At 53.5% G+C, this 20,413-nt stretch carries 20 protein-coding genes and 2 tRNA genes; 11 read left to right on the forward strand and 11 right to left on the reverse strand.

Annotation, left to right across the window (positions count from 1 at the left end):
• Nucleotides 1–89 precede the first annotated feature (89 nt).
• The 5 genes from ACVWYU_RS08570 (at nucleotide 90) to ACVWYU_RS08590 (ending at nucleotide 6,245) form a co-directional block, all read left to right on the forward strand.
• Nucleotides 90–166 (forward strand) — tRNA-Asp (locus tag ACVWYU_RS08570).
• 504 nt (nucleotides 167–670) lie between these two features.
• Nucleotides 671–3,502: a xanthine dehydrogenase family protein molybdopterin-binding subunit gene (locus ACVWYU_RS08575; protein ID WP_248914066.1), complete on the forward strand. Its 2,832-nt coding sequence runs from the start codon at nucleotides 671–673 to the stop codon at nucleotides 3,500–3,502.
• The gene (locus tag ACVWYU_RS08580) at nucleotides 3,495–4,034 is read left to right on the forward strand and encodes a (2Fe-2S)-binding protein (protein WP_457372433.1); all 540 of its coding nucleotides are present in this window, start codon (nucleotides 3,495–3,497) and stop codon (nucleotides 4,032–4,034) included. Before ACVWYU_RS08575 ends, ACVWYU_RS08580 begins: the two co-directional genes overlap by 8 nt.
• Before the next feature lie 2 nt (nucleotides 4,035–4,036).
• Nucleotides 4,037–5,272: a c-type cytochrome gene (locus ACVWYU_RS08585; protein WP_457372434.1), complete on the forward strand. Its 1,236-nt coding sequence runs from the start codon at nucleotides 4,037–4,039 to the stop codon at nucleotides 5,270–5,272.
• Between the two features lies 1 nt (nucleotide 5,273).
• On the forward strand, nucleotides 5,274–6,245 hold the full coding sequence (locus tag ACVWYU_RS08590) for an XdhC family protein (protein ID WP_457372435.1): 972 nt from the start codon (nucleotides 5,274–5,276) through the stop codon (nucleotides 6,243–6,245).
• Nucleotides 6,246–6,296: 51 nt separating this feature from the next.
• Here the strand turns inward: ACVWYU_RS08590 and ACVWYU_RS08595 are convergent, their stop codons facing one another.
• Nucleotides 6,297–7,580, reverse strand: coding sequence for an NAD(P)/FAD-dependent oxidoreductase (locus tag ACVWYU_RS08595; protein ID WP_247254181.1), 1,284 nt, complete (start codon nucleotides 7,578–7,580; stop codon nucleotides 6,297–6,299).
• A 183-nt stretch (nucleotides 7,581–7,763) separates the two neighbouring features.
• Between ACVWYU_RS08595 and ACVWYU_RS08600 the strand changes: the two genes are divergently transcribed.
• Both ACVWYU_RS08600 and ACVWYU_RS08605 read left to right on the forward strand, forming a co-directional pair.
• Nucleotides 7,764–7,840 (forward strand) — tRNA-Val (locus tag ACVWYU_RS08600).
• A 485-nt stretch (nucleotides 7,841–8,325) separates the two neighbouring features.
• A complete protein-coding gene (locus ACVWYU_RS08605) occupies nucleotides 8,326–8,955 on the forward strand; it encodes a zinc ribbon domain-containing protein (RefSeq protein WP_457372436.1) in 630 nt (209 codons plus the stop codon).
• A 255-nt stretch (nucleotides 8,956–9,210) separates the two neighbouring features.
• On the opposite strand, the gene ACVWYU_RS08610 is transcribed toward ACVWYU_RS08605, so the two are convergent.
• Nucleotides 9,211–9,924: a hypothetical protein gene (locus tag ACVWYU_RS08610; protein ID WP_457372437.1), complete on the reverse strand. Its 714-nt coding sequence runs from the start codon at nucleotides 9,922–9,924 to the stop codon at nucleotides 9,211–9,213.
• 200 nt (nucleotides 9,925–10,124) lie between these two features.
• Here ACVWYU_RS08610 and ACVWYU_RS08615 point away from each other — a divergent pair, with 200 nt between their 5' ends.
• On the forward strand, nucleotides 10,125–10,493 hold the full coding sequence (locus tag ACVWYU_RS08615; RefSeq protein WP_457372438.1) for a Rap1a/Tai family immunity protein: 369 nt from the start codon (nucleotides 10,125–10,127) through the stop codon (nucleotides 10,491–10,493).
• 500 nt (nucleotides 10,494–10,993) lie between these two features.
• Here ACVWYU_RS08615 and ACVWYU_RS08620 read toward each other — a convergent pair whose 3' ends face one another.
• The gene (locus ACVWYU_RS08620; RefSeq protein WP_457372439.1) at nucleotides 10,994–11,548 is read right to left on the reverse strand and encodes a recombinase family protein; all 555 of its coding nucleotides are present in this window, start codon (nucleotides 11,546–11,548) and stop codon (nucleotides 10,994–10,996) included.
• A gap of 834 nt (nucleotides 11,549–12,382) precedes the next feature.
• Here ACVWYU_RS08620 and ACVWYU_RS08625 point away from each other — a divergent pair.
• Nucleotides 12,383–12,784 carry a hypothetical protein gene (locus ACVWYU_RS08625; RefSeq protein ID WP_457372440.1) on the forward strand — a complete coding sequence of 134 codons (402 nt, stop codon included), beginning with the start codon at nucleotides 12,383–12,385 and terminating at the stop codon, nucleotides 12,782–12,784.
• 211 nt (nucleotides 12,785–12,995) lie between these two features.
• Here the strand turns inward: ACVWYU_RS08625 and ACVWYU_RS08630 are convergent, their stop codons facing one another.
• The 7 genes from ACVWYU_RS08630 to ACVWYU_RS08660 form a co-directional block, all read right to left on the reverse strand.
• On the reverse strand, nucleotides 12,996–14,129 hold the full coding sequence (locus ACVWYU_RS08630) for a hypothetical protein (RefSeq protein ID WP_457372441.1): 1,134 nt from the start codon (nucleotides 14,127–14,129) through the stop codon (nucleotides 12,996–12,998).
• Between the two features lie 380 nt (nucleotides 14,130–14,509).
• Nucleotides 14,510–14,731 carry a hypothetical protein gene (locus ACVWYU_RS08635; protein ID WP_457372442.1) on the reverse strand — a complete coding sequence of 74 codons (222 nt, stop codon included), beginning with the start codon at nucleotides 14,729–14,731 and terminating at the stop codon, nucleotides 14,510–14,512.
• A gap of 47 nt (nucleotides 14,732–14,778) precedes the next feature.
• Nucleotides 14,779–15,150 (reverse strand): hypothetical protein, encoded by a 372-nt coding sequence (locus tag ACVWYU_RS08640; protein WP_457372443.1) that lies wholly within the window; start codon nucleotides 15,148–15,150, stop codon nucleotides 14,779–14,781.
• Nucleotides 15,147–15,428 (reverse strand): hypothetical protein, encoded by a 282-nt coding sequence (locus tag ACVWYU_RS08645; RefSeq protein ID WP_457372444.1) that lies wholly within the window; start codon nucleotides 15,426–15,428, stop codon nucleotides 15,147–15,149. Before ACVWYU_RS08645 ends, ACVWYU_RS08640 begins: the two co-directional genes overlap by 4 nt.
• On the reverse strand, nucleotides 15,428–15,943 hold the full coding sequence (locus ACVWYU_RS08650; RefSeq protein ID WP_457372445.1) for a hypothetical protein: 516 nt from the start codon (nucleotides 15,941–15,943) through the stop codon (nucleotides 15,428–15,430). The genes ACVWYU_RS08645 and ACVWYU_RS08650 overlap by 1 nt, the downstream gene beginning before the upstream one ends.
• 229 nt (nucleotides 15,944–16,172) lie before the next feature.
• The gene (locus ACVWYU_RS08655) at nucleotides 16,173–16,379 is read right to left on the reverse strand and encodes a hypothetical protein (protein WP_457372446.1); all 207 of its coding nucleotides are present in this window, start codon (nucleotides 16,377–16,379) and stop codon (nucleotides 16,173–16,175) included.
• A 36-nt stretch (nucleotides 16,380–16,415) separates the two neighbouring features.
• On the reverse strand, nucleotides 16,416–16,574 hold the full coding sequence (locus ACVWYU_RS08660) for a hypothetical protein (RefSeq protein WP_457372447.1): 159 nt from the start codon (nucleotides 16,572–16,574) through the stop codon (nucleotides 16,416–16,418).
• A gap of 1,155 nt (nucleotides 16,575–17,729) precedes the next feature.
• Here ACVWYU_RS08660 and ACVWYU_RS08665 point away from each other — a divergent pair.
• Entirely contained in the window at nucleotides 17,730–18,284 is a 555-nt protein-coding gene (locus ACVWYU_RS08665; protein ID WP_457372602.1) for a DUF6945 domain-containing protein, read from the forward strand.
• A gap of 405 nt (nucleotides 18,285–18,689) precedes the next feature.
• Here the strand turns inward: ACVWYU_RS08665 and ACVWYU_RS08670 are convergent, their stop codons facing one another.
• Nucleotides 18,690–19,646 carry a tyrosine-type recombinase/integrase gene (locus tag ACVWYU_RS08670; protein WP_457372448.1) on the reverse strand — a complete coding sequence of 319 codons (957 nt, stop codon included), beginning with the start codon at nucleotides 19,644–19,646 and terminating at the stop codon, nucleotides 18,690–18,692.
• A 312-nt stretch (nucleotides 19,647–19,958) separates the two neighbouring features.
• Between ACVWYU_RS08670 and ACVWYU_RS08675 the strand changes: the two genes are divergently transcribed.
• On the forward strand, nucleotides 19,959–20,201 hold the full coding sequence (locus ACVWYU_RS08675) for a hypothetical protein (RefSeq protein WP_457372449.1): 243 nt from the start codon (nucleotides 19,959–19,961) through the stop codon (nucleotides 20,199–20,201).
• The last annotated feature ends 212 nt before the right edge of the window (nucleotides 20,202–20,413 follow it).

Here is a 20,413-nt window from a genome sequence, read left to right on the forward strand (position 1 = left end):
TTTCCGAGTCAGATTCATCTGGTTCGAGATTGAAAAGCTACTGAGTTTTCAATCAGACGAGTTACCTGGACGCAAGTCCACAGCGATACGCAGCGGTAGTTCAGTCGGTTAGAATACCGGCCTGTCACGCCGGGGGTCGCGGGTTCGAGTCCCGTCCGCTGCGCCATATCTGCTCCGAGGCCCACTGAACGCCTTGGAGCTACGAAGAAAGCCAATTGCGCTACTTCGAGTCGATAGCAAAGACCCTGGTCGAAAGACCGGGGTTTTTTGTGTCTGAAATTTGACCTTTCTCCTGTTTCCCTCCTGGCTGCAACCCTTTATCCGGCACAAATCCCTGTGTGCGAGCTTGCTCGCGAAGGCGTCGCCACATTCAAAATTTAGATCGGCTGGAAGGGATCTTTCGCGAGCAAGCTTGCTCCTGCAGGCAGGGCGGATGTCTGTTTGTCCAGTCGTTCCCTGCGGTGCAAAGTCGCAGTTTTTTGATTCTTTGGTCAGTTTTTTTGTGTCTGGTTATTTGCTGTGAGCGCATAAGCCTATAAACTTAACCTTTCGGTCAGCTTTGCACTGTCACTACAGCCCTTTGCAACGTCAAAGAGGGGCTTCTGCAAGACTCGAGATTTCCAGTACATAATCAGAAGGGCGGACCCCATAACCGCCCAGAGGATGATCCATGTCCAACCGTGAAATATCCCGGCGTTCGTTCCTTCAGGGCGGGCTGGTAGCGGGTGTGAGCGTGACGCTTACACCGCTCAGCAGTCAGGCGCTGGCCGCCTTGATGGAAAACAGCGTGACCGTGCCGTCCGAGCAGTGGCTCGGCAACAACGGTAAGGCGCGAGCCCGCAACGATGCCTTGTCCAAGGTCTGCGGCAGCAAGGTTTTTGCCCGCGACATCCGTTCAAAGGACATGCCGGGGTGGCCACAGCAACAAGGCCACGCAATGCTGCTGAAAACCGTCAAGGCTGATCGCATTTATGATGGTTACGACCTGTCGTGGCTTGGCGCCGATCTGCAGCCCGATCGCATCGTTACCGCCGAGGATCTGGTCAAGGACGGCATCGTCTTCCCGGAAGAGCACGCCCCCGACCCATTGTTGCCGGCCGGCAAGGTGCCAATGTTCATTGGTCATCCAGTGGCGATCCTGATCTGGAATGACTTCGAGCGCTTCCGCCAGGCCAAGGCCAAACTCAAATTCAATGACAAAGCGATTCGTTACGGTGCCCAAGTCCCGTACTACGAAGGCGATCCCTATGGCAGCTTCCGCTATGTGCGGGTGGGTGGCGCGACCTCGGCGGACGAAGATGAGTTCGCCAGCCTCAAGGATTCGATCCTGTTCCCGATGCTGCGCAATCGCCGTCCGGTGTGGAATTCGCAACCGAACCTGCACGGCAACCTGACCGAGCGCGGCTTGTTCTACGCCGAGCGCATGAAGCAGCAGATCGAGACGCCGCCGGACAACTGGCTGGTGTTCGACGAGCGCTACAAGACCCCGTCGATCGAACCGGCAGCGATGGAGCCGGACAACGGTAACGGTTGGTACGATCCTGCGACCAAGACCCTGCATTTCGTGGTGGCGACCCAGTGCCCGCTGGAAGCTGCAACCGAGACCGCGAAGATGATCGCGCCGTCGCGTTTCGGCCTGGCGAACCTGAACATGCACCCGGGCTACACCGTCGGCTACGGCTCGAAAGATCACAACATTTTTGTCTACTACGCAGCCTTGGCGGCGCTGTACGGCGCCGGTGTGCCGGTGCGTCTGGCCAACGACCGCTACGAGCAGTTCCAGAGCGGTATCAAGCGTCACCCGTTCGACATTCGTTATCAGCTGGCGGTGGACAAGAACGATCACAGCTTCAAGATTTTCCGCGCCGACATGAGTGTCGACGGCGGCGGCCGGATCAACTACAGCGCCTCGGTGGCAGCGGTGGGGGCCACGGCGGCGCAGTCGATCTACTACATGCCGCAGAACGATTTGCAGGTCACGGCCTATCATTCCCGCGCCGTTGAAGCCGGGTCGATGCGTGGCTATGGCACCCTGCAGAGCATGGCGTCGACGGAAATGATGGTCGACGAGATTGCTGATCGCCTGGGCGTCGATGCGATCGACCTGCGCAAGAAAAATGCCCTGCGCTCGGGCATGAAAAACACCCAGGGTGCAGTGCCGGCAGGGGCGTTGCGCCTGCACGAGATTCTCGACAAGGCGGCGGTTCACGAAGTCTGGAAAAACCGCGACGCGATCAAGAAGCAGCGCGAAGCGGCTGATCCGGATCACTGGTATGGCATCGGGTTCGCCATTTGCCAGAAAGACTTCGGCACCGGTTCCGAAGCGCCGATGGCCAGCATCGAATTCACTGCCGAAGGCCGCATCACCCTGCGCCACATCGGTATCGAGATCGGTACCGGCATGTCGACTTCGCAAGCGATGGTCGTGGCCGATTTCCTCGGCAACCCGGCGCACGAAGTGAAGACCGGCGAAACCGAATGGAAAGAGATGCAGCTGATCAGCGGCGGCAACCCTTACATCATGAGTCAGGCCGAGCAGGACAACTTCCTGCGCAACCCGCGCTGGGTCGGCAAAATTGCGTCGGCCTCGTCGGCGACCAACTCGGCCTACTACTTCAGCCACGCCACCCGTGAAGCAGCGCGTGTGCTGTTCAACCACGGTTTGTGGCCGGCGGCGCTGGAGATCTGGCGTCAGGGCCCTTACGGCGGCCAGGCCAACCCATACGTGGTACGCCGCGAGGATGCCCATTGGGTTGACGGCAAACTGACTGCCAACGGTATGGAGCCCCTGCCTTTCGAAGTGCTGGCCAAGCGTGCCCACGAACGTGGTCTGGTGACGGCCGCCACCGTGCACGGTTTCAACCGCTGGAGTTGGGCCGAGGCTGAGTTCAGCATTGATGGCGTGCGTGAACGCTTGCCGCTCGATGGCCTGGCGGTCAAGTACGGCGACGGTGCGCCGAAGGCGAAGCTGGCGCAAATGACCAGCGCCGGTTTCCATTTGCTGGATCGGCAGAACATCGCCTATCCGGCGACCCAGCTGAATAACGCGGCCGTGACTTACTACAGCCCCGTGGCCACGCTGGTCGAGTTGAAAGTGAACAAGGGGTCGGCGGAAGTCGAAGTGCTCAACCACCACTCATGGGTCGAGTGCGGCCGGGTGCTGGTGCCGGAGCTGGTCAAGGGCCAGATCGAAGGCGGCATCGCCATGGGCATCGGCCATGCACTGATGGAAGAAATGCCACTGTACGAAGGTGGACCGGGGGAGGGTGACTGGAACTTCAACCGTTACCGCCTTCCGATGGCGCGACACGTGGCGGTGTGGAAACAGACTGCGGAAATCCTGCCGCCTCTGTCGCCGAGCGACCCGTCCAAGGGCATCGCCGAAGTGGTGATGATCCCGGTGGTCGGTGCCATCGGCAACGGCGTGGCCCACGCCATCGGCAAGCGCGTACGCGACTTGCCTATCACTTCTGCGCGCATCAAGGAGGCCCTCAATGGCTAACCGTCCGCTTAAACTGACCCTCAACGGTCAATCCGTCGGCCCGGTGGACATCCCTGATGACCTGCCGATGATCGACTACCTGCACGAATACAAGAACCTTACCGGCTCGCGCCTGGGCTGCGGCCAGGGCATTTGCCATGCGTGCGTGGTCATCGTCGACAACCCCGACGGCACCAGCGAAGAAGTGCGCACCTGCATCACTGGCGCGCACTATTTCGAAGGCAAGAAAGTGCGGACCATCGAAGGCCACGCGACCCGCGACGAACAGGGCAAAGTCACCGAGCTGAACCCGATCCAGCAACGCTTCGTTGACGAATTCGCCTTCCAGTGCAGCTATTGCGCGCCTGGCTTCGTCAACGCGGCGACCGTGCTGGTGGAAAAGCTGCAGCGTCAGCCCATCGTCAAAAGCCAGCTGGAAAAAGTCATCGAGGACAGCCTCGGCCACCACATCTGCCGCTGCACCGGGTACGTGCGCTACTACAGCGCCACGCGCAACGTGCTGACCGATCTCGGCCTGGTCAAGGAGGGTTAAGCATGAAGCAACTACTTACCCGCCTGGCGCTGGCGGTTGGCCTGGCTGCGCCGGTGTTTTTGGTTCACGCCGATGATCAGGTTAAACGCGGCGAATACCTCGCCCGTGCCGCCGACTGCATGGCCTGTCACACCGCGCCGGGTGGCGCGCCGTTCGCGGGCGGTCTGCCGATCGTCTCGCCGTTCGGCACGATCTACGGCACCAACATTACCCCGAGCAAAGAGCACGGTATCGGCCTGTACAGCGATGACGAATTCTTCGCCGCGTTGACTGAAGGCAAGCGCCGCGACGGCGCGAACCTGTACCCGGCGATGCCGTACACCTCGTATCACTTGATGCCGCGCGAAGACTCGGACGCGATTCACGCGTACCTGAAGACCGTCGAGCCGATCGAGCGTGCTGCGCCGGTGACCAGTCTGAGCTTTCCGTTCAACGTGCGCCTGGGCCTGATGGGATGGAACATGCTCTACGGCAAAGACGTGAAACTGGCGCCGGCTGAAGGCAAAAGCGAAGCCTGGAAGCGTGGCCAGTACATGGTCGACGTGCTCGGTCATTGCGGCGAATGCCATACCCCACGCGGCTTGCCGGGTGCGATGCAACAGGACAAGCGCATGACCGGCGGTCTGCTCAATGGCTATCTGGCGCCGAGCCTGCTGGCCACGGACCTGGCGGCTCGCGGCTGGAATCATCAGGACCTGAGCTCGTTCCTCAAGCACGGCATGAGCGCCCAGGGCACGATGTTCAACGAGATGTTCCCGGTGTTCCACAACAGCACTCAGGGCCTCAACGACGCGGACCTGGCCGCCATGGCGACTTTCCTGCTCGGCGATCAGCCACCGGCCGCAAAAGTGCTGACCGATGTGCCATTGGAGCAATTGACTGCGAGTGCCCAGCGCGGGCGTCAGGAATATTTGAACGTCTGCGCCGGTTGCCATGCGATTGGTGGTGAAGGCAAGCCGCACATCGCCGTGGCCATGCGCGGCAACACCACGTTGCGCCTGGAAGATCCGCGCAACCTGGTGCGGGTGATTGACGAGGGTATTGGCGAACAGAAATTTGCCGGGTTCGAGCACATGCAACCGATGCCGGGTTTTGCCCGCAAACTCAGTCAGGAGCAGCTCACCGATCTGCTGAACTACCTGCGTCAGGGTTGGGGCGGGCAATCAGGTGACCTGGCGGTAAACGACGTGCAGAAGTTGCGGGCAGAAGCCCCGCCGCTTGAGCACAAGGCGCACTGACATGCAGCATCTCGACCTGCAAGTGGTACGTCGGGCTCTGGAGTGGTCGGCGACCGGTCAGCGTGTCTGGCTGTGCACTGTGCTCGCCACCTACGGCTCGGCGCCGCGCGCGCCGGGCTCGTTGCTGGCGGTGAATACCGATGGTTTGTGGATCGGATCGTTGTCCGGCGGTTGCGTCGAGGAGGACTTCCTTGAGCGCGTCGCCGAGGGCGCCTTTGAGCAAGCGGTCAGCGTCGTACGCTATGGGGAAGGCGATGACCCGCGCTCGCGGGTGAGTCTGCCCTGTGGCGGCGTGCTCGATGTGCTGGTGGAGAAGCTGGAGCCCGGTTGCGAGCAGCAGGCGCATTTGCGGGAACTGGAGTCGGCGCTGTTGGGTCGACGCCGGTTGATCCGTGAAGTCGATCTGGCCAGCGGCGCGCGCAGTCTGTTCGATGATCGCGAGCAGGGCGTGCGGGTCGAGCGGGAGATTGATCGGGTCCGGCTGCGCATCGGCGCGGCTCAGCGCTTGTTGCTGGCCGGGTACTCCAGCGTGGCACACGCCTGCGCGGAGTTTGCCGTGGGCCTGGGCTTCGAAGTGATCCTCTGTGATCCGCGCGACGAGGTGCTGGAAGGCGTGGTGCTGGAGAGCGTGGAGATCCGCCGCCAATTGCCCTCGGTGTTTATTGCAGATGGTGGCTGCCATAGCGATACGGCGGTGGTGGCGCTCACCCACGATCCGCGCATCGATGACCTGGCAATGATGGAAGCGGTGCGCACCGAGGCGTTTTACATCGGTGTGATGGGGTCCGTGCAGACATCGCAAAAGCGCTTCGAGCGGCTGCGGCGCATTGGTGGCCTTGGGGATGTCGAGCTGGCGCGGATTCATGCGCCGATCGGTCTGAACCTGGGCAGCAAGACGCCGGCGGAAATTGCGCTGGCCGTGCTGGCTGATATCGTGCGGATTCGCAGTGGAATTGCGCGGGATCGACTTTGACGCGCTGTTAAAAGAAGGGCCGCATCAAGCGGCCCTTTTCGTATCTGACGATCAGTACCCGAACTTGTCCCGCAATCCGTAATACCAGGCGCCCAATGCCGCAAAGGGTGTGCGCAACAATTGACCGCCGGGGAACGGGTAGTGCGGCAGGTCGGCAAAGGCGTCGAAACGCTCCGCCTGACCGCGCAACGCCTCGGCCAGTACTTTGCCGGCCAGGTGCGTGTAGGTCACGCCGTGGCCACTGCAACCCTGGGAATAGTAGATGTTGTCGCCCAACCGTCCGACTTGTGGCAGGCGTGACAGGGTCAGCAGGAAGTTGCCGGTCCAGGCGTAATCGATCTTCACATCCTTGAGTTGCGGGAAAGCCTTGAGCATTTTTGGCCGAATGATGGCTTCGATGTTCGCCGGGTCGCGTGCGCCATACACCACGCCGCCACCAAAAATCAGGCGCTTGTCGCCGCTGAGGCGGTAGTAGTCGAGCAGGTAGTTGCAGTCCTCGACGCAGTAATCCTGAGGCAGCAGGCTTTTCGCCAGCGCATCGCCCAAGGGTTCAGTCGTAATGACCTGCGTTCCGCACGGCATCGACTTGGCAGCCAGCTCCGGCACAAGATTGCCCAGGTAGGCGTTACCCGCCACGATGATGAATTTGGCCCGCACCTTGCCCTGCGGCGTGTGCACCACCGGGTTCGCGCCGCGTTCGATGCGCACTGCCGGTGATTGCTCAAAGATGGTGCCGCCCAGCGACTCGACTGCAGCCGCTTCGCCCAGCGCCAGGTTAAGCGGATGAATGTGCCCGCCGCTCATGTCGAGCATGCCGCCGACGTACTGATCGCAGTCCACGACTTCACGGATGCGCCGCTGATCCATCAGTTCAAGCTGCGTGTGCCCGAAGCGCTCCCACAAGCGCTTCTGGGATTCCAGATGGCCCATTTGCTTGGCGGTGATGGCTGCGAACACGCCACCGTTCTTCAAGTCGCACTGGATGTTGTACTTGGCCACTCGCTCACGAATGATCCGCCCGCCTTCGAACGCCATTTGCCCCAGCAATTGCGCCTGCTTGGGACCGACACTGCGCTCGATTACGTCGATATCGCGGCTGTAGCTGTTAACGATCTGGCCACCATTACGCCCTGACGCGCCGAAACCCACTTTGGCCGCTTCGAGCACCGTCACCCGAAAACCGTTCTCCAGTAGAAACAGGGCCGAGGACAGCCCGGTATAACCGGCGCCGATCACACAGACATCGGTCTCAACGTCGTCCTGCAAAGCCGGGCGCGGCGGAACCGCATTGGCCGATGCGGCGTAGTAGGATTCTGGGTAGGGGGTGTTCGCCATCCTGCAGCCTCTGTTTAATATATTTTACGAGTGTGCTGATCCTACCCGAGTTAAAAAACCACCGCCAGCCACCGGAAAATCTTCTTTGCAGCAGCAAAATTAAATATTTTGCATATTCATAGGGTTAGCTCGAAAAAAGGTGTTGACACCCCTCCGGAATTCCGTAGAATGCCGCCTCACAGCAGGCACGTAGCTCAGTTGGTTAGAGCACCACCTTGACATGGTGGGGGTCGTTGGTTCGAGTCCAATCGCGCCTACCAAACAAAATCCGCTCTGCTGGGCGGTCTAGAAGGGCTCACCGAAAGGTGGGCCCTTTTTTGTTGTCTTGGATTCTTGCAGAACGTTCACAAAATATAGGGTTCGTTCACACTGGGCAATGTGAGCGCCGCTAATGGCCTGTTCTGAGTTGGGGCTTTTCGCTATATCAGGGGTGGAGTAGGGGTGGTGATTGGGCTGGCTGGCGGCGTTATGGCATCGTTCTCATAGAGGGGGTAAGCTTGAGTGATCACGCAGTCCCGAAGGACTAAGCATGGTGAGCGACTTTGAATGTTCAGACCAGATTGGACTAATGCAATTTGAAGCGTCAAAGGTGCTCGACCACTTTATTCTCGGAGCTAGCCTTGCCATATGTACGTTCCTCACCCAGACTAATCTTTACCAAAGCTCCATTATTTAATGATCATGGCTACGCCCAGCCAATCAACTAATTTAAATAATCATCCCCAGTCAATCACAGGAAACGATCATGGAATGCGTGCAGTGCGGCATGGAGAATAATTCAAATGCAAAATTTTGCACGTCTTGCGGACTAAATATATCTTTTCAAAAAAAGTGCAGCTGTGGTTCTTGCTTGAATGAATATGATAAATACTGTGGGGATTGCGGCCTGCCAGTTCTATCTACTGCGGGCAGTAGTGATGCTCTCTCAATAGGCAATAGTACTCCTGCGACAGATAGCAGTACAAGGCCGTACATATATAAAATTTTTCCAAAAATGGAACATTCTGAAGTTGTCGGTAGAGAGGAATACTGGGAGGCGTTTATCGGGGCTGCTCTGGCCATGGCCGCCATTGAGATTGTTTGTTTTATTTTGATCGTTGCAATATCTACCTCGGAAATACTTGCAAGTTTTATTGCTAGTCTGTTTGGGATGTACGTCTTCCTTAAAATGTTTGGGCATGTATACGAAGGAAGACTTAAAGACATAGGGTTATATAAAAACAAAAAGTTCCAGTTGTTAAGTATTTTCATTGTCTTGATTTCTATAGTGCCCGTGCTGTCGACTCTCGCAACAATTGTTGGTTGTGTTGTTGGTGTGTATGTTGGAGTGGTCAAGTCTAAACTTGGTGATGAGAGTGTGGTCGCAAATCAATAAAGGGTTCCCCGAGGCGATTCAACTCAGGTATATGTCCACCCATACCCAAAGCAGCACGCCAGTAGACCCCGTGCCTTGCTCAAGGGTGGCTATGCCATCATCGATTGTCTGCTGGTTCCGGTCTAAGTGGGACAGGCGCCCTTCACAGGCAATCTGATTGTCATTCAAGGCGCGTAATGCAAGTGGGGATATGAGCAACAAATTATGGACTTTCACAAATCCAACTTTCGTAAGTCTGAAGTTCCGGCTAGTTTGCTACAAGGTAGCGTAAACGGCGTCGAATTCCTTACATGCCTGATCAACTTTATACTTCATCATCAACGACGCTGAAAGCTTGACTAGAGGGTCGAAGAGCATATGTCCGGACGGTATATTACACTGACCAAGACACACTTCTTTAGAATCACCGGCCTTGTACGCATATACGGTGTAAAAAACACTGCCAGCCTCTCGATGCAGTCCAGCAGTCAGGTATTTAATCGGTCGGTCTCGGGCGGACGCCTTGACCAAGGAAAACTGTAGTGCGTCATCGAAAGGGATAAACATTGCCGACACAGACATAACAAATAGGCTGGCGATATCAACGATCTCTTCGGCCTCAAGTAGAGTAGGAGCCGTATGCTCATGTTCCAGAGTATTCCGAAGTTTAATCACCTTGCGTACAATGCCGGGTGTCAACAACCCTAGCGCCTGTACTTTCGCAATCTTACGCGGAACTTTCCAGTCGAACGATTTGTAACCTAAGGAAACCAACAACTGATCCATTTGGGAAACTATTGCTCGCTTGGCGTTTGTTGTGGCGTTGAGGCGTGCTGACAGTCCACCTCGCTGAAAATCTTCCTCTGCCTGATTAAGAAACTCAATTGGAGAGATTTCCAAGTCGACTAGTGTGAAACTCCCCCCGGATATTGATACACCACACTTGCTCATATCAATATCATGTTCGACGCAAAACTTTTTGATATCCATGTCACGCCCCACTCAAATGCTACCTGCATGGCAGCGAACAAAACCAGTATATCCGCTAAGAACAAAAGCGCGCATTTCCATGCAAGAAGCCAACAAGACCGATTTCCACAGCCCCTTGTTCGCGCGTCAGAATATGTGACGTGATGGCAGGCAGCCATAGCACCCGGTAACATGGCCCAATCACTCAGAAGGAATTCAACATGAAGGCATGGATTGGGGCTGTTGCACTGGTTGGGGCGATGGCAAGCGGCAGCGCCATGGCAGACGGGAACGAGCTTCTCAAGCATTGCCAATCAATGGTTCAGTCTATCGATAGCAATGGCCGCGAAGGAAATGCACTCAGTGTTGGCTACTGTGCCGGGGTTATCGCCGGAGTTACATCCTTGACTGGCGTGACCAATTCCAGTTTTCCCAAGAACGCTCAAACCTGCTTTCCGTCCCCGTTACCTCCGAACATCCAAGCAGCAAGAATTGCTGTGAAGTTCCTGAAGGAAAACCCTGAGAAGCTCAATCTAGACGACGGCATCCTAATGCTGTTCGCGCTACAGCGGGCTTTCCCCTGTACATGATTAAGACCGGTTTCCACAGACCTCAGCTCAGACCCACCCACGTCCACAACACTACCCCGGCGGGAAGCACGATGATGAGGATGAAAATGGTATCAAGCAGCGATGGTTGCCAATCCACAAGACACCTCCGATTGCATGAATCCAGAGGATAGCCCATTGCCACTACTCGGCAAGAATTAACCATACTTTTTATACGTGGTTAGACCGATTTCCACAAATCCTTGGCCCCGCCGCCGGGAAAGGTGCAAGGAAGTGGGACGATCCAGATTCAGGCTGGAAAATAATCTGAGGCACATATCCGTGGAAACACTCGGTTCTGCCGGATGCGTTGAGCTGGGTGCACAGGGTCGAATAGTGTTCGGCTGAAATTATGAAATAATGATGGGCCGTATCTGAGAAGAGCCCTCGGACGCTCTACAAGCCCCGTAGAGACGCCCTGTCATCATGAAGGCTCTGGGTCAAAGGTGTGACGGCTCGTCACTACAATGGCCCGTAGGACGCTACAGAGTGGGCTTAACCTTCATAGCACGTTGAACGGTACTCAAGCTCACACCAAGTGTCTTGGCGGTTTCCCGGTAGGACGATCCAGCAGCGATGGATTCACGGATGGCCAGATCATCGACGGTCTTCGCCCTTCCTTTATACACACCAGCGGCCTTGGCCTTCTTGATGCCTTCACGCTGACGCTCTTTGCTGATGGCACGTTCAAACTGAGCTACTGCACCCATCATGGACAACATCATGGTCTGCATTGGATCGTTCGATTCGCCAGTGAATAGCAGGTTGGGATTATGGAAGTGCACATTGATCCCCCGCTTGGTCAACCCTTCTACCAACTCCAACAGATCAACCAAGCTACGGGCCAGACGGTCGATTGCATGGACGTGGATAGTGTCACCCTCACGGACGTACTGAAGCATCTCCTGCAACTGAGGACGCTCCGTGGTGGCCCCACTCACCTTGTCAGTGAACACCCGATCCAACACCACACCGTCCAACTGGCGAGCTGTGTTCTGATCTGCCGATGACACACGTACATAACCGACCTGAGACATTACGAGCACTCCTGTATTCATTGAACTCTAGAGCCCACATCCTACCTGTATTCATAATGCTAAATCAACTCTATTGACTACGGATTCAGGTAGCCGGGTGTATTCATCGATGAGTGGTCAATTAGGCATACCCCAGAGAACACAGGCATATCCTTGTCAGAGGACCGGGCAAAAGAAGGCAGCCACTAAATATTCAGCACCTGCACACACAAACCCGTTGACAGCAGCTCAGAGGCATGGGCTGTACTGGCATTGCATGAAATCACGTATTACTGGCGTAATGTGCCGCTCCAGTGCGGAAAACCGAGATTGAAGCGCTCTAACAGAAATTTACTTAGCAGCCAACACCACGGAGCCCCGCAAACACTGGGGTTGGGCCACGTATGCGGCGCTGGGGCCAGGTTGAACATGTGATGAGGCTGGAGGTTTTAGTAGGGTTTTGCATACGTTTCCGCAAGGTTTCCGTTATCGCTATCTAGGTTGGGTGCCATCATGGATACTAGCCCCAACTAATTTGGGGAATAGAATGAGAAAGCTTCTTGTATCATTTGTACTACTTGGGCCACTCACTGCAATAGCTGGTGAAGGAGCCTGCACCAAGCTAATACCAGATATCATTGCTAACTACAGAGTAGAGAACCTAGTATTGCGTAATGGAAATCCGCCTGCTTCTCAAACTATAGTAGTCTGTGTATACACAGCGACAACACCCGACCTATATGGCGATAGGCATGTAACTGTCGAAGCAACCTTGAATACAACTCTTCACAGGTTTGCTGTTGAAATACACTAATCTAACTCATCCACTCAATACATAACGATAAGGAGAGCAGCATGAATGGTTGGCAAAGGCTGTGGGTTGTAGCCAGTATCGGGTTCGGGTTGTTCATTATCTTTATCACTTATGAAAACCTACCAACGAAAGAAAGCCTCAAACGCAATCACAACTTCCAAACAGAGGTTGATAAAGCAGAGTTGAATTTTGCTGAGCACCCTGACAAGAACCGCAACAGCTTCGGAGGAATAATATTTAGTAACCGAACCGTAGAGCAAATCAAAGAAGCTATTGCCTCGGAAGACGCGGACTACGACATAAAGTTGAAAACATTAACCGAAACTCAGGCAAAAAAGTTCGGCATCGCTGGCTTGATATGGGTTGGGCTGAGTCTCCTTGCATACCTTGCTGGTTATTCAATCTATTGGGTCTACCGAGGCTTCCGCCCCAAGAAGACTTAACCTCTTCCATCGCCACTGTTGTGAACATCCGTTCACGGGGATCACTATCCACAGCTCAAGCTGTAAGTTTGTAACTCTGAAAATGGCTACAGCCCAGGTAGAACAAGGCTTAGCGGCAATATCCATCATGTTGATGGTATCTTACCCGGCAAGTGAATTTCCTTTACCACAGACAACAGAAAGCCCCACCATTGCTGGCAGGGCTTGTAAGTTAATACGGTAGGCTGCTGTAGTACCAGCCGGAATCTGTTCTCACTTTGCACAGCGGAACACTGAAAGACATGTACTCTGGGATTCGTTCGACAGTTCCATCTGGACACTCGAACTCTTCATACACTGGTTCTGCTATCACTCGACCGGCATTGCGTGAAATCAAATCATCCAGAACACCTTGCACTTCCTCAACATGACGACCATGCAGAATATCGAACAATGTCTGTTCATGCTCATCCCGCACTTCACAAGGGTTCCGCTTCTGCTCATAGAGAGCCTGTAACCGACCAGCGAACTCTTGCAACTCCGGACGAAACTGAGCATGGCGATTCAACTCCAGACGTAGCACACCAAATGCACTGTGAGCATTACGCTTGATTCCATACTCTCTTGCCTCCCCGCCCTCGATTTCCGCACGAAGCTCCTTCAACTGCTTGCCCTTCGTCGTCTCGATTGCATCAATGTGCACAGAGTGGTCTGGATTAGTTGCATCCAAGTTATCACGGAGCCATGCCAAGTCCTTCTGGCGGTCTGTTGGTTTGATACCAGCCAACTTAACAGTAGCTGCAACAACGTCTTCACCCAAGTATGCAATCACTCGGTCAAGCACTGCACCTTCTGGTTCATCCTTAGCAACTGAATTTCGAGGGTGAATGCTTGTTCGACTGATGCACTTACCATGGCCGTAATGTTTTACACCGTGAGCCTTGTTCAACTCTGTGGGGCTGATAACTAGATTCTCAGCGTGTAGCAGACCGAGCGTATTCTTTCCTTTCACAGCAGCGATGTGGGACATTTGGAAGTGGTCAACATCACCGTACTGATTCACACGGAAAGATTGTTTGTAAACTGCATGCAATTCAGTTAATGACTCTGGAGTGTGGCCCTGAAGAATCTGGAGAGTACCAGCACGCTTGCACTCTTTGGCAAGGTAGTAGAAGAACGCTGATCGACTAGCATTGTTAACACGAGTGGATTTACGTTTGGCTGCATTCAACGACTGTTGGCACAGAGTTGTGCAGAACTCACGCTTGAGATTGGAAGTTGTGAATGGCTTTTTACAGGCTGGATTTTTACAACGCTTGGTCTTGCGAACTGGCTTAGTCTTTGTTGTTGGTGTTGCTGTTGTCATAAATTGCTCCATCGCGGTTAGCAGGTTGTTTAGGATTGGTTAGTGTGTAGCTGTGTCGGCAACGGCCAGAGCAGAAGACTTCAACTTTGACTGATGCAAACACATGGTTACAGTTGCGGCATGTGCATAGTTTGATAATCATGCTGAAAGCTCCTGTAGGGCTGCCTGAGGGCACTTAATAAATGAGACAATCCAGCGTGCCGCCCCATACTTACTCTCGATCTGGTGGCGGCACACAAGCTTGTGGGATTGTTGTGCAATTGAATATGCAACATGCATGGCTGTACTTGGGTCATCGTAAACTGTATTCATTGTTTCGCTCCTGTTGATTGTTTGGTCATATGGTCTTTAGCTAAACGAAGGTCGATACGCTTATCAACCTACAGCTTCATTTCTTGTCGGTCTAAGTTACGATCCTGAATGATCTGGCTGTAGTACCTGAAGTTCAGGGTGCTGGATGCTTCGATTGCATTACGCTCTGCCATTAACGAATACTTCCTTTCCTTGTCTTGTATGTGACTGAACAAGTAGAGGCTAAGTCCGGTGATGGCAACGAGTTGGAGTAAGCCGGCGTACAGAATAACTTTAACAAACGGATTCATGAAAGCTCCTTGACCGGGATTGGCGAGCAGAGTTGTTGTTATACTGCTCATCGTGTTGCACCAAAGCTACGACCTGATCGGTCATACCCAGCCAACTGCTGAGCTACAACATCCTTGAATGCTACGACTCCACGACCATGGAACAGCACTGCAAGTTCTTGAGAATCATCTAGATAGCCTGCAAGATGCTTCTCGACAACTTCAGTCACAATCTTGTCACCACTGACCAACAGCACTACGCCATCACTCACCGTGAACCATACATACCTCAGCCGTCCTCTACCCACATAATCAGCAACACGCCATCTCAGGGAATGACACAACACTTTCATGTTTATATCAGCTCCAGTGAGGTGTACAGCAATCTTGCGATTACCATGCTGTGCCACTTGCGCAATGTACTTCTCTAAATTACTCATTCAATTGATACTCCTTCTGTAACAAGCACCCAACTACCAGCCGGAATGCCCAACATATCTGCGGGTAATGTGTAGCTGGATGAAATCAGGTCACGGTGTTGCGAATTGAATTCTATCAGGGCCTTCATAATCACAGCCTCATCGTAATCATCTGAAGACATAACAACAGTCATGACCTTCTTGGAAGCGGCTTTCTGCACTTCCATCACAGTTGGCTCTAACAGCCGGGGACTATCCGGCTGATACTTCTCTAACAGCAAGCGTGTGAGTGCATCCATTACTTCGCCCTCAGTGCTGCTAGCACTTCATCACGTAGACGCTGTTTGTCTTGTAATTCTTTCTCGATGCGAGCTTGTTCAGCTACACGCTGTTCAGTGGCGAACCGTAGTTCTACTTGTCTTTCAACTTCTTCAGCACGTTGCTGTTCCAACTCCGCGCGGTAGTCAGTTTCAGTTTTGGTAATAACTGCTTTCAGCTCTTTTGTACGAACTGACTCAGGCTTGGTCATAACAAACGAACAGTACGAACCTGAAGCACCTGTAATGTGTTCTGGTGAGTAATGGGATGGTGTGTAGCCTTCTGCAATCTTGGCTGCATACAGTGCCAACATCTCAGCTAGATTATTCGGTGTAAACTTCTCAAGAGCACCAGCCACGAATCCACCGTGATACTCGCTACGTTCGTTAGCGATATTGGTTTCATACCGAATCGAGGCATCATTTATTAGGTAGGCCAGGTGGGCTGGATCAGGCTGGAAGAGTTGGGATTGTGTTTTGGTCTTTGGAGTTGCCATTATATTGTTCCTCATAGTTGTTTGTTTGCCCGAATGCCGGGCGATATTGTTCGTCAGCCAGAATAGGCTGTACTTCGGTTAAATTAGCGTATTTGGTGCACGCATTACGTGGGCTGTAGCGGTGCAAATGTGGCAGGAGCTACCTACGGTAAGCTTGCTAGTATCGTTGCTCGGAGAGCCTTATAGGACGTTACAGGGGCACTTAGTTAAGTGCATGGCTCTCTGTATATTACGCTTCCAATGCTGCAATCAATTGATTCAATAGAGTGCCAATCTGTGCAACTGTTGCTGTAGCTGGATCAGCAATTGGGGTAAGTGCAACAATGGCTGGCTTCGTGGAAGTGTTAGCACTCAACATAGTGTCGAACATGCCAGCGGTAACAGCACCCATGATGCCAATAGAGGCAAAGGCTGTGATTAAATCATTACGTGTCATTATGGTTTTCCTTATCTGGATTGGCTTGAGTATTGGTTATCGAGCTTCGTTCGGGTAGTAGTGCTTCACGGCAAACAGCGGCACTTGAAGCTCATCTGCAATCTGTTGTGGGCTCATGTGGTGGCAGTGCTTCAGTACGTAACTCCGCAGATATTCGAGTGAATCAGCCTGTCGTTGTTGTTCGGCAGTGTTCATGTATTTGATCCTCCTGTGGTTGTGGGTTGATTGCATCGAGGGCGATTAACTTGCGTTTCTTCGCACGATGGTATTCCTTGTTACATGTCTGTGAGCAGTACAAGGCTCGTTGGGTCTTACTGGGAAACAGTGTCTGACAGTGTTTGCACAGGCGTAGCACTACGGCCATAAGTTCTCCTATGGAATATGAGTTAGTTGGGTGATGTGGGGCGGAACAGAATCGGATGCACAAAAAAGGCACAAGATTTTGAGGTCCTGTGCCTGAAGGAGTACAGCTATGTCAATTCGTGCGTATCTGGCGAATCAAACCTTAATGCGGGATACGAAACCACAGCGATCAGGGAACCACCCCTGTTCTACAGTAATCGGCCAACCCAACTGCTTGGGGTCTGGAGGCTGATGGAGACAGCTGCCTGAGTTGGAGAAAGTTTCTTCTCTATCCTTATGAGAAGTATGACATGACAGTCTCGATTTGTCAAGCATTATTTGTGCCAAATAGCAACTGCTTTTTACGGGCGTGTCACGCTCTGAGTGCAGCTATTTCAGTCAAAGCCCCATGGTGCGGGCCTCTCGTGAGGGATCACCACAAACTAATCCTTCACTTTGTCTGACGAATGGTGGTTTCGTGCACAATCGCACGAATGCTAGAGGAGGGTGAATTTCCGTTGCCGTCTGATTGCCCGTACTAGGCGTTTTAAGATGTGTACCATGGGTTAGCGTTGGCTTGCATGAAGCGTGTCTCCTGTGGTCTGTCAGGTGCCTTCCTGAGAAGTGCCTCTGTGATTAGTCAATTTATCGGCGTGTTTACGGTGTTGTGAGCACTATTGTCCAAAATCAACAAAATATTGACACGTAGCTACGATTGAGGCAGTATTCGCTCCCTGTCCTGACAAGGCAGATACACCACTGGCACTCGCCAGCACCAACCACCGGCAATCAACGCCACCCCAATTGAAGGTAACGCCCATGACATTGAACTATATCCTCGGAGAACAACTAGATGACCGCAAGCACCCGCAACAGCCGTAACACATCCCTTCGTAACACCCGCCTCACACTCGCTAGCCCTAGTCCAATTACACTCCCGGCATTTGTACTGGGGGCTTTGTAATGACTGACCTATTCTGCAAGCTTCCTCATGTAATCATGGTTGCCATGTACTGGATCAGTGCCCGCACAGGCGAACAGATCAGTTTCACGGGCGACCAGAAGATCATATGGGTTTGGATGTGCTCCCGATTCCACTTCTTCAACGACTCTGGCCGTGAATGGTTCGATAACCAAGAAGACATCGCCATTGCCACCGGCACCAGTGAGTCAACGGTCAAGAGGTTCATGGCTCTCCTGTCCAAGCATGGCTATCTTGAGGTCAAGAAGCGACGAAGGCAGGGATTCATACAGTCCAACAGTTACACGATCCTCCGTGGCCTTGAGTTGGGCTCTCCTGCCTCGGCTAGTACACGCGTGTCTGTGACCACGCCAGCACCTATGTCTGTGCCTGATGAGCCAGAGGAACGCATACCGCCTTATGCCCCGATAGTGCACAACTTGCCTGCACCACCTAGGGTCAATTTGACCTCTAGGCGTGAACCGGTAGTGTTGGAAGTATTGGAAGTTGCAGTGCCTGTAATTCCCAAGGTCAAGTTGACCCATGGTACTCCCGCGTGGGACGAACTCGAACCTGACTGGAAAGTCCATAGTTCAAGTTGACCTGTGCTTGTCCACGTATCATGTTGAACCATGCCTGTAGCTCATATTGACCTGTGCCCATAGCTCAATTTGACACCTGTAGCGTAGGTCAGTTTGAACCATTAGTTAGATAGATTATATTGAGATAGATATAGTAATAGAGAAGATCAAGGACAAGATCAAAGGCAAAAGCTGGGTTGTGGATTTATTGTATTTGTTATGGGGCTGACCGGAAGGTCGGTAGTGTCGCCACTATCGGTAGGTACTGTTGAAAGCTAAACGCTTTCGTGCAATCGCTTCTCAGCGGTAGCTGACTATACACACTAACGTAGGTGCATGTTATCTGCTGTGGTGCAGGTCTTCAGTGACGTGCTGGGGCTGCCAGCCCGAGTGGAAGTGTCCGGCTGGCAGAGGCGGTTAGTGCGATCAGTCGATGAGGTGCAGCACATCCCTGACATTTAAATGTGAGTAGCGGGCAACGGATCGCGTATCCCTGTGCCCTGACACAATCATGATCTGAGCGTTGTTGAATCCCTTCTTGGCGACGTTTGTGATTCTGGTATGCCTGAGCTGATGTAATCTGACACTACTGTCCAAGCCTGCCTTAACACGTGCCAAACGCACAGCCTGAGATACGGCGTGGGGAGTAACCGTGAATACTTGGCCGTTCGGGTGGCGTGCCACAGTGGCCCACAGTTGGGCAAGCTGGAGTATCTCCACAGCACGATGGGTGAGGGGTACTGACCTAGTGCCATTCTTTCCGTCGATTACATCGGCAATGCGGTCGTTCAGGTGCAAGCAGTCTTTGGTCAGTTTCAGGATTTCAGATCGCCGCATGGCAGTCTCATAGGCAAGCTCTACGATGAGCTTCATTGTGGGAGATAGCTTCGCCAACAGCAGCTCAAGCTCACTCGCACGGATCACTTTGTCAGAAGACCGGCCTGGTTTGGGCAGTGCGATGTCACTGACAGGATTATGGATGTCGATGAGCAAGCCACGTTTAGCGAATCGGTAGAACCGGGACATGAACGCTAGCTGCGTCCTGCATGTGGATGGCTTTACCGTCCGCAATCGCATGATCTTGAAGTCGTTGATCATCTGCGGGGTGATGTCTTGGATTGGCTGAGTGAAATGTCTGCCCAGATGCTCCACGATTTTTAGTGCATGGTCGTAGCTGCCTTTACCCTTGAGCATGGTTTCGCAGTAGGTCATGCCCAGCGTATATATAGTGTGATGCTTACGATCCATCGTCACGGCTTCGAGCTGATTGGCCCATAACTGAGCTTCGGCTTTGGTGCTGAAGGTTCTGGACTGCGGAGGTTTGCCCTTAACCCGTACCTGAGCGTTCCAGTTGCCGGACGGAAGTGAGCGAATGTTGGCCATTGTTGACGCCTCTGATGTGAATGGGCGTTCTGTTGAAGCCAAGAGCACCAACGCTTGCAGCTTGCTCAAGCAGACCTTGACATGGTGGGGGTCGTTGGTTCGAGTCCAATCGCGCCTACCAAACAAAATCCGCTCTGCTGGGCGGTCTAGAAGGGCTCACCGAAAGGTGGGCCCTTTTTTGTTGTCTGCGATTTGCATAATTCCCTGGAGGGAAGGGCTGGAGATTAGGTTTTTTGGCTTGCTGTATCTCACCAATGAATCATTCAGCCGCCTTACGGTCATAGCGCTGACCTTTGTTTCCAGGACGTTCAAATGAAGCGCGCAGTAATGATGTTCATGGCCATTTCGGGCTCTCTTCTGCTAGGAGGCTGCGGGCCTCACTGGGATGACGGAGAGAGGTACGGCCGGGATCGTGATGGAGGTCATGATCGTGGATACGACCGGGGTTACAATCGTGGCTATGACGATGATCGAGGGCATGACCGCCGGTATGATCGGCGTGACGATGATCAGCGATATGAGCGTTATCGCGATCGTGAGGATAGGGACGACTGATCTGAGCTGACCTACCTTCTGCTTTTCCAGGGACCTGACGGCTACAATGCGCTGCCTTCGGGAGTGACCTGATCAACGAAGCGTTTGTTCCTGCCGGGCAGATTCTTGAAGCGGAGGCCTCGCCAGAGCAATCTGTCGGGGCTTCGTCGTCTTAGGCTCAGGAGAAAGTTAGCGCAGAACAAAATTTCGTTTGAGCGGTAGGGGGAACTAAT

This window comes from Pseudomonas sp. TE12234 (assembly GCF_054061835.1).